The following is a 14398-nucleotide window of genomic DNA, read 5'->3' on the forward strand; positions in this document are numbered from 1 at the left end:
TAGAAATTTCGATCTGGAGCTCCAAGAGAGAGCCTCCGAACTGACCGCCGCCACGCTGTTGGCCCAAGAGAAGCTCCTGGAAACCGAGCTGTCAGGACAATATGCTATCGGAGAAAGCACCGGAGAGTTTCCGAATATCCCCATGGGAGCACAACTGACCATGCAGGCCACTCCGAGAGCAGTCGGATACACATGGAAGCGCACGATCGCGCCCACCCCATTGGAGCTGATTCGAGAGATTCGGATCAAGGTCTCGTGGCTGCGCGGTGGACTGGAAGAATCTGTAGAGGTCAGCACCTATGTCTTCGCCGGCCGTCTTACCTTCTAGCAGGATGCTGAAAAAGTCCGCCGGCTTCATGGATCTCAAGGGTAAGGCCAAGGTTGAGAATGTGCGTAAAATAGCTTTTCAACAACAGGCTAAATCCGAAACCGGCTTTACGCTCGTCGAAATCCTGGTCGCGGTGGCTTTACTAGGCATGATCGGCGCCATGGTCTTCGGGTCGCTCGTCCTGACGACGAACGCCGTGGAAGCCGGCCGAGAGCATGCGGCGAAGGAACAAGCGATCAGAAGAATTTTGCGTCTCATGGCCGAGGAAATTTCTCTCAGCAAACGCACTACCATGTACCCCTGGGTGGGAACGAACGCGACACAAGACGGTCAACCGGCCGACATCCTGGCCTTCCTCGCGATGAGTCAAGAATTGAGCACGTCGGCCGCCAAGGAAAGCGAGACCGTCCGCGTGGTCTACACGCGTGAACGCGATCGGTTGATTCGGTTCGTCCGCAGGAATCTCTATACGCTGACCGATACCAATGAGTCATTGGATCAGATGGAACTGGCCGACCGTGTCCAAGCCTTCAATATCCGATATTACGATGACCAGAGCCGACTCTGGATCGACGAATGGCCGGCGGTCTCCAAAATCCCCACGGCCTTGTTGATCGAAGTGACGTTTCAATACCCCGATGCCGCCCCATGGACGGTGCGGGAGTGGGTCACGATCGGCGCATCATGACGATCACATGGCCTGAGGCATGGCGGGAAATCTTGGCCTGGCTTGAAGTGCCATTTCAATACTCCGCTTCCGTTCCAAGTAAGGTGCGGGAATGGGTCACGATCGGCGCATCATGACGATTAAATGGCCTGAGGCGTGGCGAGAGATCTTGGCTTGGACAATAGGGGGAATCTCCATCTTGGTGTTGTGCTTGATCGCGATCTTCCCCTACGGCATGCTCCAGGCCCGGGTCCTTGCGGAACTCACACGAGCCACCGGCATGGAAATCCGAGTTGCCGATTGGACCGTGGGAATCCCGTTAGGTCTTGAATGGCAAAACATCACCTTATCGCAACCGAACTGGGCCCCGATTCAATTGTCTTTGTTGCAGGCCAAACTCGGCGTCATGAAAGCATTGGGCGGCACGCTGGGACTCGACATCATCGCAAAGCTGAATGACACCTCTTCTTCGACGGGCCTGGCCAAAGGCACGGTCACCGCCTCCTCTTTTTCCTTGCAAGGTCCCGTCACGATCAAGGGACAGGTTCAACAAGTGGACCTTTCCAAGGTCCTCCGCCGCTACGTCACGCAGGGCACGCTCAATGGAGATTTTTCCCATCGAGTCGACTCCGGCCAGGCGACCCTCACCGGAATGAAAGGAGAAGGAACGTGGGCGGCAGAGGCGACGGACCTGGTGATCGATCAGATTCCCCTTGGAAACGGTCGAACCCTGTCGCTCACATTCGGCAGGGTTTCGGCGGGACTCGCATGCCGAGACCTCCGCTGCGACGTGACACAACTGAAGGGCGACGGCATCGACGGCTCTTTTACGGGAGAAGGACACATCACCATCCAGCAACCGATGCAACAGAGCCAATTGAATCTCACAGTGACGGTCATCCCCGGCCATGGATTCGCTTCGAAAGCCGGAACGCTGGGCCTCCCCTCGCCACCTCCTGGGACACCCATGACCGTCAAGATCGTAGGAACCTTGGCACAGGCGAAGATTGCATTGTAAAGTACGGGCTGGCGTTTTAGATTGCGGGTTGTATATTCCTGTTTCAGTTGAATTGATACTATTCATTCGCACATGAAACCTGAGGCCAGAAATACAACACGAATGCGGAAGCGAAATTTATGGCCATTGTAAACGAATGTGTCGGGCTGGATATCGGACAGACTGGCTTGAAGGCCGTGCGCTTTCGCCGCCGCCTGAGCGGGCGCGAAACGATCGATTACTTCCAGCATCCCATGCCGTTTTCCCGCCCCGAGGACCTCGAACCGGCACGGCGTGTCAAGTCGCTGCGTGGATTCCTCTGGCAAAACGGGCTCTATGGCACGGATCGGTTGGTGACCGCGATTCCTTGCCACGACCTTTTCGTCAGAACCTTGTCCTTTCCCTTCAAGGATTCGACCAAGCTCGCACAAGTCGTTCCTTTTGAAGTCGAGAATCTCGTCCCCATGCCGCTTGAAGATCTTGCCATTGGAAGCCTGGTGTTGCCGCCGGGGCACGTGGCGGAAGACTCGCCTCGAGAGAGTAAGGGTTCGGAAGTCCTTGTCACAGCAGCACCAAGAGACAAAGTCGCGGAGCATCTGCGATTTCTGGCACAAGCCGAAGTGGAACCCTCGGCGATCAATGTCGACGCGATGGCCCTCTTCTCCGTGACTCAATATCTGCAGGAGGAAGGAGCGGCTGTACCGCAAGACCTAGCCATTATCGACGTCGGGGCATCAAAGACGACGCTCTGCCTCGTGCAGGGAGGACGCCCCCTGGTCCTCCGGACGATTCTGTGGGGCGGCAACCATCTGACGCATGCCTTGGCCGTCCGGCACGCCTGTAGTTTCGCCGACGCGGAACGCCGGAAGCGTACGATGGCCGTGGATCAAGTGGACGGTTTGTTGGAGCCGATCTTGAAAGAGCTTCGTATCACCTTGCAGCCCCACCTGGGAAACGAACGCACCCGCTTGACGCATTGTTGGGTATGCGGAGGAGGGGCCAAGCTACAAGAGATCGGCGGCTATATCGCCAGACAATTGGGGCTCTATCCGGTCGGACCACGACAGGGGTTCGGAGCTGAAACCCCACGGGCATTTTCCATCGCGTTCGGCCTGGCGATTCACCCAAAAATCATCCGGCCGCGATGGCGATTCAAGTCGACTCCCATGGAGCTCGCGCTGGATCTCAAAGGCGTCGCCGACGCAGCCTCGCCGGACATCGTCGCGACCAAACAGGACCGCCGCCTGGCGATTGCGGCCGGGCTGGTCATTGCCGTCCTCGCGATCGTGGATTTCTCGATTCACTTCATGCTGCACGATCAGCGGGTCGCTCGGCTAAAAACCGCGCTGAACAGCCAGTATGCGCAGTTCTTCGGATCGGGTGCCGCTCCAGGAGAGGAACTTGACCAAGCCAAGTACCGCATCGGAGCCTTGGATAAAGCGCTCGGCGTCATCGATACCGCGGATGGCAAAGTGCTGCACACGCTCTCAACGTTCGTGAAACAACTCCCGCCTGGAACACTGGTCAAGGTACGCGAGCTGACAGTCGATGGAACGGCCATCCTCATGGAAGGTGAAACCACATCGTTTGACGCCGTAGAACGGCTCAAACAAACCCTCGCATCGAGCTCCCACTTAAAGGATGTCGTCGTGACGGAAACCCGAGTGGGTGCAGGTCCGAATCAAGTCGTGTTTCGTATCACTGTCACGGTAGGAAACCCATGACGCAGAGCTTCCGTGAACGATGGCGCCAGATGTCGAAGCGTGAACGCACCCTCGTGCTGGCGGGCGGAATCGTGCTTGGACTCAGCCTCCTCTTCGTGCTGATCGTCGATCCTCTGTTGGACAGCTTGGATCGGCTCGAGCGCCAAGAGATTCGAAAGCAGAAAGACCTTGTCGAGCTGGCTGCTCTCGGCCAAGCGTATCTTGCCAAACGTGACCGCTTGGCCAAGTCCGAAAGCCGGATGCCTGGAACCGACAGTCATTTCTCCCTGGTGACGTTCATGGAGGAAGCAGCCACCACCGCCCATGTGCGCGAGCGCATCACCGGTATGCAACCACAAGCACAATCGTTGGCGCAAGGATATGAGGAAACAGCCGTCGATCTCCGATTGGAAAGCATCCAACTGCCCGACTTGTTGGCATTCCTCGTGGCCATCGATCAAGCCCCTTACGATCTTCACGTTCGCCATGTGCAGATCCGCCCCAAATTCGATAACCCTGTCAATATCGACGCGACCGTTAGAGTCTTGAGCTATGCCAAGAGCTGATGAGCGCGGCGTCGCGCTGCTTCTGGCGCTTTTGGTATTGACCATCCTCACCGCTCTTATTCTTGAGTTCGATGCGGAAGCACGCCGCGAATACCGAGCCGCCGCCGCCTTTCGTGACGACTATAAGGCAGCCATGTTGACCCGCGCCGCCGTGCAGGCCGCGCGAGCCGTGCTGCAACAGGATCTCTTGCGTGAACGGATGACGGGTCAGAAATTCGATGGGCCCACCGACATCTGGGCCATGCCGATCAAGAATTATGCGATCGGGGACGGGTTCCTGACCGCGCAGATTCAGGATGAGACGGGGAAGTTTAACTTGAATGACCTCGCGTCAGCTTCGGGAGGCTCGGAGGTGCAGAAAAAAAAAGTTACCCGAGCCAAACGACTATTCGAACTGCTCAGAGTCAACCCTAACCTGATCGATGCCCTCATCGATTGGATGGATCAGGACGAAGTGCCTCAGCCGGCCGGTGCCGAGAGTCTTTACTATCAATCGTTGAGGCCGCCCTATCGGTCCTCGAATAGCCCATTGCCAGGGCTGGGAGATCTCCGGCTCATCAAGGGATTCACGCCGGAGATCATCGAGCGGATCTCCCCTTACGTGACGGTCTTCCCGCAAGAGGGAGGAGCGCCGATGAACATCAACACCGCCGATCCCATCGTCCTTCAGACTCTTGATGTGAGCGTCACCCAAACCGTCGCAATGGAGATCGTCCAAGGACGTCCCTACAAGACGAAAGTGGAACTCGATCGAGTGGGAAGCTTTCAGGAGATCGGTCGGACACTGAGAAGCGACTATGATGTAAAATCCGATTATTTCTCCGCGCGCCTTGCCGTCACCATAAACGAAACGACCAGGACCGCATTGGCTATATTGAAGCGGGACGCCAGCAAAGGCGAGAGTACCGTCGAATACCTGAGGATTCTCTAGCAGGATGTGTTCGAACGGAACATACACGTCGCTTAGTCAAGCGAGACCGTGATCGTCACTTCATTACCCCGCTCATTGTACGCCAAGCAAGGGAAGAACGATCGAGCCAAAAAAATTCCTCGCCCGTTTACGTCCTCCGACTCGCCGACATCCTGGGATCGTGTGAATTGGCCGTGCCACTTGAAGCCTTTTCCCTCATCGGTGATCCGATACACCAAATTGTTACTCCCTTTGTCGTGAAGCATGTGAATAATCACACAACGATTTTTCAGCCGAGCTTGAGCGATCCGATGAGCGAGCAGCTGCTCATATTGGCCCTCTGCCAGGGCCTGTTGTTTTTCCTTGTAGTGAATTTCTAGATTGCCGTGTTCGATGGCGTTGAAGAGCAATTCTTGTAGCGCTCCCTGCAAATGCAACCGTCGGATAGGAGGGAGGGTCGAGGCCGTCGTCTTGACCAGCCAGGAGATCACTCCTGGGATATGGGTCGGATCGGAATCGATGATCAGTCGATATTCCGATCGGCAGAGCCCCGGAATATCCGTGAGGTCCGCAGGCAGGAGATTCCGAGCGCGCTGCAACGCATACGCCAGCTCTCCTTCAGTCACGGGCTTGTGCAGATAGTCGGCCGCTCCGAACCGAAGCGCCTGTACAATCATAATTTCCGGCGCATCCTTCGCCATGGCGATCACCGGACACAGTTCATGCCTGGCCTTCAATTCTTTTAGTAAAGTCAGGCCTGTTGCTTCAGGAAGAAACAGGTCGGTGATCACAATGTCTGGTGCCACGATATCAATCGTGGTCAACGCGGTGGTCGGATCCGACACAGCAACGACTGAAACCCCTCTGTCCCGCAATTGTTCGGCGATTCGCGACTGAGTGTCCGGACAGGGATCGATCCCCAAAAGATGATCCGCCGTCATGGGAGTATTCACGCTGCAATCCCTCCATCGCGCACCTCACGCAGCGCGGTCAGAAGACGATGGAATTCATATTCCAACGAGGCATAGAGCTGCGCGCCATGCGCCAAGTTTCCTGCTTTAGCCGACTCTTCCAGGTCTTTGCAGGCTTGAAGAGCGGCCGGGGCACAGAATTGTAATATAGCGCCCTTCAGCTTGTGACTCGATCGCACCACACCCGCTGCATTTCCGGCATTCAAGGCCGCCTGAGCATCCGCCAAGTCCTTTGGAGCATGCTCCATAAACAGATCGATCATCATCTGGAACGTCTCTCGGTCATCATCGAGACGGGCAAGACCTTCTTCGAGACTGAAGACAGGATCATGGTTCGGACGATTACTCACGAGAAACCTTATCGGTCAATTCGATTCCCATCAGCGCCACATCATCAGGAAAGCATTCATGCCCTTGCCATCGAACCGCCTCCGCAATAGTGTCGGCTACGACTTCCGCCAGAGGGCGATGGCCGAACATACGAACCGTCTTTTTCAACCGATCTTGTCCCCAGATCTCGCCGTTCGAATCCGGCACTTCGTAGAGACCGTCGCTCAGCATGTACAACCGATCACCCGACTCGACCGGAAGCTCTTCCGTGACGTAGGTCGTCATCTGATCGAACCCCAGCGGCAAATTGGGTCTGACCATCCAACAGATCTCACCGGACCGCCGATGTAGAAACGCCCCATTGTGCCCGGCGGTCGCGTAAGCTACCGTACCAGCGCGGAGGTCGAGTCTGGCAAAGATGATCGTAAAGTAATTTCCGTCCTCCGTCAGCGGAAACTGCTTATTCGCTTCGGTCAAAACCGCGCCTGGATCGTTGGACCCGACATAGTGCAGCAAATTGTCTCGGCGCAGAAATGTTGAAAACGAGGCCGACCGTAGCGCCGACGATACTCCATGGCCGGACGCATCCAACAAATACAGCCCCAGCACGTCCTCACTCCACGGCACAACATTGAAGAGATCCCCGCCCAAACCGAGCGACGGCCGATAGGCATGAACCATCTGCACCCCCGGCAAAAGTCTCCCCGGCGCCGGGAGCAACGACTCCACATAGCGCGCGGCAGACTGAAGTTCCCGCTCGAGGACTTCCTGCTTCTTCCGGATTTCCTCCGTCACATCCTCGAGCCTTCGGATCAAGGTCGCCGTGCGCATGCCGGCCTGGACGCGGGCCATGATTTCGTACTTGCTGGCGGCTTTGCTGAGAAAGTCATCGGCTCCACGGGCCAGGCCTTCGGCGATCTGCTCAGGCTGATCGTGACTCGTCATCATGAGAACCTGACTCGACAGCAGCTCAGGATCTCGACGAACCTGTTCGCAGAAGGACGGTCCATCCATTTCCGGCATCATCCAATCCAAGATGGTCAGATCGGGCCGCTCGCGTCGAAGCACTTCCAGCCCGACTTTTCCATCTCCGGCTTCGATCACGCGATAGCCGAACCGTGTGAGTCGAGCCGCCAAGGCCGTTCGCGCGGTGGGTTCATCATCCACGACCAGGACGGTACGGACTCCTACCTCTGCGGCATTGCGGGAAGTTGTCACTACTGGAATCGGCATTGTATGAGATTCAACGAGAGCACATCTGACTGTTCGATCAGAGAATGCGCCTCTGTCTGATCGGCCTATAGTCGGCCTACGCTGCGCGCTGGTGTCCGGCCAACGCGTCCTCCTCATTGTCGTAGACCGGGATCAGCTTCTGAATGTTGACCAGGCTCATGATCTCTCGAACGTAACTTTGGGGCTTCAACATGCTTATTTTCCCCTGGCTCAACTTGAAGTTCTGGGCGATGAGCGCCAGCAAGCCGAGCCCGGAACTGTCTACGAATCGGACTTCGGCCATGTTCAAAATCAGATGCCGACAGCCTTTCTGTCGAATTGTCTCCACGGCTGTTTTGAATTGTTCGCGATTCACGTATGTGAGATCTCCCGATATCTCAAGGACCACACCATTCGGGACGGGGCGCTCTTTCGTTTGCATCGACATGGCAGCTCCTTCTTTGAATAGGCGAAATGGCGTCGCTTCTCTATGCAGCCTGTTCGCCATACAGGCTCTTGGCCTCAGCAGCTCACATGGGCAAGTATGGCACCGGCGATATCATCCAACGGGAGAACTTTGTCCGCGGCTCCCGCCTTGATCGCCTCCTTCGGCATGCCGAACACGACACAGCTCGCTTCATCTTGAGCGATCGTGAACGCACCGGCCTGTTTCATCGTCAACATTTCTTTGGCGCCATCGCCTCCCATCCCGGTCAGGATGATCCCGACGGCGTTGGCGCCGGCATAGCGGGCCACCGACGCAAACATGACATCCACGGACGGCCGGTGTCGGTTGACCGGAGGATCCTGGTTGATGTGAACCGTATATCGGGCCCCGCTTCTGACCAGTGTCATGTGATAGTTTCCCGGCGCAATCAAAGCGTGACCGGGCAAGACACTGTCTCCATCCCGTGCTTCCCTGACGTCAATCCGGCAGAGCTTGTTCAGCCGGTCCGCCCACGTCTTCGTAAATCGTTCCGGCATATGCTGCGTGATCAGGATGGGCGGTGTATGCGGCGGAAGCCTTTCCAGGATCTCCTTCACAGCTTCCGTCCCGCCGGTGGAAGAACCAATCGCGATGATGGTATCGGTCGTTTTGATCATCGCGGTGGAAGACGGGATCGGCAACGGCGGCAGACTTGCTTTCTGATCGAATTTGCCTCCTCCACTTTGTCCTCTGACCCGAGCCACTGAGGCGGCTTTTATCTTGGCGATAAGTTCCTGCGCGATCTCCGCCATCCCTTCCTGAAGATCGATCTTCGGTTTGGTAATGAAATCCACGGCACCAAGTTCCAAAGCGCGGAACGTGGTCTGACAACCGGCTTCGGTCAACGAACTTACCATTACCACCGGCATCGGGTGCCCTCGCATCAGCTTCTCCAAGAACGTGAGACCGTCCATCTTGGGCATTTCGACATCAAGGGTGAGCACATCCGGATTCAACGCCTTGATTCTTTCACGGGCGATATACGGATCAGGAGCCGATCCGACGACCTCAATTTGTGGGTCCTTTGCGAGCAACATGGCCAGCACTTGCCGCATCAGCGCCGAGTCATCGACCGTCAAGACTCGAATCTTTTTCATCGGCTCCTTGTATCTCCCAACGCGCTCTCCTTCAACTCCGTCCAGCATGGGAGGTGGACGGCGCTATTCTCGATTTAGAACAGTGTCACATCATCTGTCGCCTCACGCCGCTTGATACGCGTTGCATATTCATGCTCGCGTTCAAATATCGTGCGATTCTTGACCCGCTCGATTTTTTTCAAAAGGACACGACCCGACTCCGTGAAGTAGTACACCTTTCTCGGAAACACATTCCCCAGATCTGTGTTCGACACGGTCAAGCCTTCGCTCTTCAGGTACTGAATCACCCATTTCGCATTCTTGTCACCCACGTCGATTTGACCGTCGTAAATCTTACCCGCTCCAAATAGCTTGATCTCCAAGCGGTTTTTGATCCCTCCACGTTTTAGGATTTCATTGATGAGAGATTCCATGGCAAAAGAACCATATCGCGTCGATTCGCCCCAAGAATCATGTGCCGCTTCATTCGGTTCCGGCAGCATGAAATGGTTCATGCCTCCCACTCGAACGATTGGATCTCGGATGCAGGCCGAGATGCACGAACCGAGTACCGTGTAAACGATCATGGGCTCTCGGCTGACAAAGAATTCCCCTGGAAGAATGGATGCAATTTCATGAGGAAATCGGCTGTCGCGCATCCGTCTGATATGGGCAAACTGATCGGTTTCAACCTCGGGCATGCCGGTCATCGCTTCCTTTGATAGATCGTCGGAGCCACGGGCATGAAAGGATGGCTTATCCATTGAAGGCTTTCAGAATGTCCGATGAACAAGTACCCACCGGGCTTCAAATAATGGTGGAACTTATTGACAAGAGTTTCTTGTGTCGGACGGTCGAAATAGATCATGACGTTCCGGCAGAAGATCACATCAAGCGGGTTTCTGATAGGAAATTCATCATCCATCAGGTTGAGCCGTCGAAATCGGATCATAGACGTTAAGTGTGGTTTGACCTTGAAGAGGCCCATGCTTTCGCCGCGCCCACGAAGAAAATGTCGACTCAGCATGCCCGGAAGCATGTCTCGAAATCGCTCTTCATCGTAGATGCCCGACGCCGCCTTGGCCAAGACACGCGTCGACAGGTCGGACGCGAGAATCCTAAAATCCCATTCCTTCGGGTTCTGAACACTGTCGATGAGCGTGATGGCAATCGTGTAGGGCTCTTCCCCGGTTGAACAGGCGGACGACCAAATACGAATCCGTTTTGTCGGCATCAACTCGGGCAATATTACTTCGCGAAGAAAATCAAAATGTTTGGATTCACGGAAGAAATCGGTCTTGTTGGTCGAAATCAGGTCCAACATCCGCGTGAACTCTTCCTGCGTCGGATCTCTAGTCACCTTGTCGTAATACTGTGAAAACGTTTCGAGTCCGATCTCTCGCAGGCGCTTGGACAACCGCGACTCCAGCAAACTTTGTTTCTGCTGACCGAGCGAAATTCCGCTCTCTTCATAGATAAGCGTGCGGAAACACTCGAATTCCTTTGATGTGATCTTGTACTCCACTTGCACGCCCCTTACTGCGCCGTAATTCTGACCGCGAAACACACAGATGCCTATCGGCGGGAGACTAGTATCTCTTCGGTTATTTAAGGGGAATTCTTGACTATCGGCGCACTCGCTACCCAGGCGAATCGGCAATACGTGCCCATGCTGGGAAGGATAATGATTGTGGGTACGACCTTTGCCGAGCAAGTAACTGATGACGGTTCGATAAATATTCTACAGGATAGTTTGAGGCCACTGCTTGCCTTCCCGGTACATTCGGCTCGAGCAATATTTGAGCCGTGAAAGCTCTCGCCGATACAGTTGTGGGAATTGATCTGCACCGAGCATGGAAGCACTGTCGTAAAGTTCTCGTTTCTGACTACTTTGGATTGAAACCCTGCTCCTTTTCGTGTCAACGCTAAGAGCTTCGCATTCACTGGATGGCCATCAGCAATCACAATAGCCGCGGCAACGTTACCGAACAGGTGAGCGCTTTAAAATTCCTCGAACTCGTCACTTTTATTGTGGACGTTCTTACCGTTGTCGGCCACGACACCAACCGGTTGATGCTCTTCGACTGATCGGCCGGAGATCGACGGCCGCTTCGTAGTCTTCGGATTGCACGCGCTCACCACAAGCTTGGCCGGTTGTTTGCTGTGTAATGCACCTTCCCGCTTTGCCTCCGCTGCTACCCGCACGCTTTCAAACTGCTGAACCTTGAATACCTCCACTTGTCGCATCAGCTCTTTAGCTTGTTCCTTCATCGACTGGCTGGCAGAGGCTGTTTCCTCGACCAAAGCGGCATTCTGCTGGGTGCCCTCATCCATCTGCATAATGGCCTTGTTCACCTGATCAATACCGCTCGCTTGCTCCTGCGACGCAGCGCTGATCTCAGCGATGATGTCGGTGACACGTTTGACGGATCCGACAATCTCCTCAAGCGTCTTTCCGGACTGATTGACCAGCTCGGTCCCGTCCGTGACGCGTTGGATCGATTCGTTGATCAAGCCCTTGATCTCTTTTGCGGCGGTTGCTGAACGCTGGGCTAAATTCCGGACTTCAGCCGCCACCACGGCGAAGCCTCGCCCATGTTCGCCGGCCCGAGCCGCTTCCACCGCCGCATTCAACGCCAACAAATTCGTCTGAAAGGCGATTTCATCGATGACGGTGATGATGTCGGCGATCTTCTTGCTGCTCTTGTTGATCTCTCCCATCGCATCGACAGCTCTTGTCGTGACGGCTCCACCCTTGTTGGCGATATCACGTGCGGCGATGGCCAATTGATTCGCTTGTTTGGAGTTGTCGGCGTTCTGTTTGACGGTAGAGGTCATTTCCTCCATTGAGGCGGAAGTTTCCTCCAAGGCGCCGGCCTGTTGGCTGGTCCGCTGCGCGAGATCATCGCTGCCTCTGCTGATCTCCTCCGCTCCGGCTGTGACGGCTTCGACCGCTTCGCGCACGAGCGACACCGTTTGAGTCAATTGCGTGATGGCCATATTGAGGCTCGTTTTCATCTGCTCGAACTCGCCTTGGTACGCACCTGTCATCTGCTTGGTCAAGTCGCCTGAGGCCAGTGCCGTCAAGACGCCCTGCGCTTCGTGCAGCGGCGTGACGACGGCGTCGAGCAGCTGATTGAAGCTCGACACGAGATCCTTCGCTGAGCCCTCGAACCGTCCAGTATTGATCCGATCTGATAGATTGCCAACGGCAGCAGCCTGGATAAGTTTTTCCACCTCGTTCTGCGCTTGCTTTTGGCCGGTGATGTCGGTGGCGAACATGACAATTTTTGACACCTTTCCATCGCCATCCAGAATCGGGTTGTAGGAGGCCTGAATCCAGATTTCCTTGCCTCCCTTTCCAACTCGTCGATAGACGTCGGCATCGAACTCCCCGCGGTTGAGCTTGGCCCAGAAGGCTTGGTATTCTGCCGACGCCGCGTGCGCGGGTTCGGTGAACATCCGTTGGTGATGGCCTTTGACCTCGTCGAGTGTGTAGCCCACACAGCTGAGAAAGTTCTGGTTGGCCGTCATGATCGTGCCGTCCGTATTGAACTCGATCACGGCTTCCGCTCTATCCAAGGCGGCCATTTTATATTTAGACTCCAGCGATTCCTTCACATTCGATTCGATCTGTTCTCCCATCCGATTGAATGCCTGAGCCAGGCCTCCGATATCATCCGTGGTAGTGATGCCGGATCGTGCCGAAAGATTGCCGGCACCCATGGCTTGCGCGGCCTTCAAAATATCATTCAATCCACCGGACACCGAGCGAGAAATAAGCCAACCCAAAAATATCCCCAAGGCAAGGCCGACACTCATGATGACAATATTGGTGGTATGAAGAGTGGAAGCCATATCCAAACTCGAATCGAACGTTTCTTTGGCTTGTACTTCATTCTCATGAGTCAATCCGTCGATCGCTCCCAGAATGCCGGTAAGTTTCTCGGCCAACTCGGTCCGCTGTATCTCGGCCGCCCCGTCTTTGCTGAAATTCGCGCTCAGACGCATGACTTTTGCCCGGATCTCCTTATATTCTGCCCAGTTGGTTTTGAAACGTTCGTAGATTTCACGTTCCGATTGAGCGACGATGAGAGGCTGATATTCTGTTACGAAACGATCAACGTCTTCGTCAAGCTTGCCGATTTCTTGGGTCCATTTGGCCACCGTCGTGGAGTCATACGCAAGAATATGCCAGGCCACGAGCGCGCTCATTCGTTCAGCTTGTCCATGCAGGTCACCGAGCAACTTGAGCGAGGTCAGATTCACCTTATAGATCACCTGCATTCGCTCGTTCAGCTTCTCAATGCCGATGATCGATAATATTCCAACCGACACTAACAGCAGCCCCACGAGCGCGAAACTGATCATCAACTTGGGCCTCGTCTTGAGATTTCGCAGGATATCCACGATCTCCTCCTTTACGGCATCCGCTCACGTGAGACTAGCACGAGCCTGATCGAGACAATTACACGCGTTTGCTCTCTACGACACATCCGCCTGGCCTCCCTCCACGCACTCATTCACAACACATGTGAGCGGCATCTTTTACCGCTCATGCTTTCCGGCTGTTGACTATGACGCCGCAACCAACCCTCCACTAGCCGGCAACTCTCCGTCCATCAGCAGTCGGTCTATGTCCAGCAATGCCACGAGTTTGTCGCCCGATTTGCCTATTCCATTAATAAAAGTCACATCGACTTTCGCGCCGAATTTTGGCGCGGGCTGGATCTCTTTCGCATCGATGTTCAGCACGTCCGAGACGGAATCGACGACAAGCCCCATCACCTTATCCCGCACCACGACCACGATAATGACCGTGAAGGTCGTATACTCGATCGTCGGCAGAGAGAATTTGGTGCGGAGCTCGACGATGGGAACAATGGTGCCGCGCAGATTGAGGACGCCTTTGATATGGGCGGGCGTGTTGGGAATTTTAGTGACAGCGGTATACCCCTTGATCTCTTGCACGCGCAGGATATCGACTCCGTAGAATTCGTTTCCCAGATTGAACGTCAAAAATTGACTGCTGTCCGTGGTGGGTCCAATCCGCTGATTAGTTTCTTTGGCCCCGGTTTCTGTCGATGTGGCCATCGGCCCTCCTTTAAACGAGTCTGGCTCCTTGTCGAACTGTCTCTACTCCACGTCGAG

The 14398-nt window shown here is 55.2% G+C and carries 15 protein-coding genes; 6 read left to right on the forward strand and 9 right to left on the reverse strand.

Annotated features, from left to right (window positions below; all coding sequences use genetic code 11):
• The 6 genes from ACOSYY_RS07925 to gspK form a co-directional block, all read left to right on the forward strand.
• Positions 1-328, forward strand: a 328-nt coding sequence (locus tag ACOSYY_RS07925; protein WP_421661728.1) for a hypothetical protein, incomplete at its 5' end; no start/stop codon positions are given.
• A 61-nt stretch (positions 329-389) separates the two neighbouring features.
• Entirely contained in the window at positions 390-1016 is a 627-nt protein-coding gene (locus tag ACOSYY_RS07930) for a type II secretion system protein GspJ (RefSeq protein WP_421661729.1), read from the forward strand.
• 91 nt (positions 1017-1107) lie between these two features.
• Positions 1108-2013: a type II secretion system protein GspN gene (gene gspN, locus ACOSYY_RS07935; RefSeq protein WP_421661730.1), complete on the forward strand. Its 906-nt coding sequence runs from the start codon at positions 1108-1110 to the stop codon at positions 2011-2013.
• Positions 2014-2132: 119 nt separating this feature from the next.
• On the forward strand, positions 2133-3716 hold the full coding sequence (gene pilM, locus ACOSYY_RS07940) for a pilus assembly protein PilM (protein WP_421661731.1): 1584 nt from the start codon (positions 2133-2135) through the stop codon (positions 3714-3716).
• On the forward strand, positions 3713-4261 hold the full coding sequence (locus ACOSYY_RS07945; protein ID WP_421661732.1) for a type II secretion system protein M: 549 nt from the start codon (positions 3713-3715) through the stop codon (positions 4259-4261). Before pilM ends, ACOSYY_RS07945 begins: the two co-directional genes overlap by 4 nt.
• Positions 4248-5192 (forward strand): type II secretion system minor pseudopilin GspK, encoded by a 945-nt coding sequence (gene gspK / locus ACOSYY_RS07950; RefSeq protein ID WP_421661733.1) that lies wholly within the window; start codon positions 4248-4250, stop codon positions 5190-5192. Before ACOSYY_RS07945 ends, gspK begins: the two co-directional genes overlap by 14 nt.
• Before the next feature lie 32 nt (positions 5193-5224).
• On the opposite strand, the gene ACOSYY_RS07955 is transcribed toward gspK, so the two are convergent.
• From ACOSYY_RS07955 to ACOSYY_RS07995, 9 genes are all read right to left on the reverse strand, one after another.
• On the reverse strand, positions 5225-6124 hold the full coding sequence (locus ACOSYY_RS07955) for an ATP-binding response regulator (protein ID WP_421661734.1): 900 nt from the start codon (positions 6122-6124) through the stop codon (positions 5225-5227).
• On the reverse strand, positions 6121-6492 hold the full coding sequence (locus tag ACOSYY_RS07960) for an Hpt domain-containing protein (protein WP_421661735.1): 372 nt from the start codon (positions 6490-6492) through the stop codon (positions 6121-6123). The genes ACOSYY_RS07955 and ACOSYY_RS07960 overlap by 4 nt, the downstream gene beginning before the upstream one ends.
• On the reverse strand, positions 6485-7705 hold the full coding sequence (locus tag ACOSYY_RS07965; RefSeq protein WP_421661736.1) for a PP2C family protein-serine/threonine phosphatase: 1221 nt from the start codon (positions 7703-7705) through the stop codon (positions 6485-6487). The genes ACOSYY_RS07960 and ACOSYY_RS07965 overlap by 8 nt, the downstream gene beginning before the upstream one ends.
• A gap of 76 nt (positions 7706-7781) precedes the next feature.
• Entirely contained in the window at positions 7782-8132 is a 351-nt protein-coding gene (locus tag ACOSYY_RS07970) for an STAS domain-containing protein (RefSeq protein ID WP_421661737.1), read from the reverse strand.
• Positions 8133-8206: 74 nt separating this feature from the next.
• Entirely contained in the window at positions 8207-9268 is a 1062-nt protein-coding gene (gene cheB, locus ACOSYY_RS07975) for a protein-glutamate methylesterase/protein-glutamine glutaminase (protein ID WP_421661738.1), read from the reverse strand.
• Between the two features lie 74 nt (positions 9269-9342).
• Complete coding sequence (gene cheD, locus ACOSYY_RS07980; protein ID WP_421661739.1) at positions 9343-9957, reverse strand: chemoreceptor glutamine deamidase CheD; 615 nt, start codon at positions 9955-9957, stop codon at positions 9343-9345.
• Positions 9954-10772, reverse strand: a complete 819-nt coding sequence (locus ACOSYY_RS07985; protein WP_421661740.1) for a CheR family methyltransferase — start codon at positions 10770-10772, stop codon at positions 9954-9956. Before ACOSYY_RS07985 ends, cheD begins: the two co-directional genes overlap by 4 nt.
• 476 nt (positions 10773-11248) lie before the next feature.
• A complete protein-coding gene (locus tag ACOSYY_RS07990; RefSeq protein WP_421661741.1) occupies positions 11249-13657 on the reverse strand; it encodes a methyl-accepting chemotaxis protein in 2409 nt (802 codons plus the stop codon).
• 165 nt (positions 13658-13822) lie between these two features.
• Positions 13823-14341, reverse strand: a complete 519-nt coding sequence (locus ACOSYY_RS07995; protein WP_421661742.1) for a chemotaxis protein CheW — start codon at positions 14339-14341, stop codon at positions 13823-13825.
• Positions 14342-14398: the final 57 nt, after the last annotated feature.

It is taken from the genome of Nitrospira sp. BLG_2 (assembly GCF_049222245.1).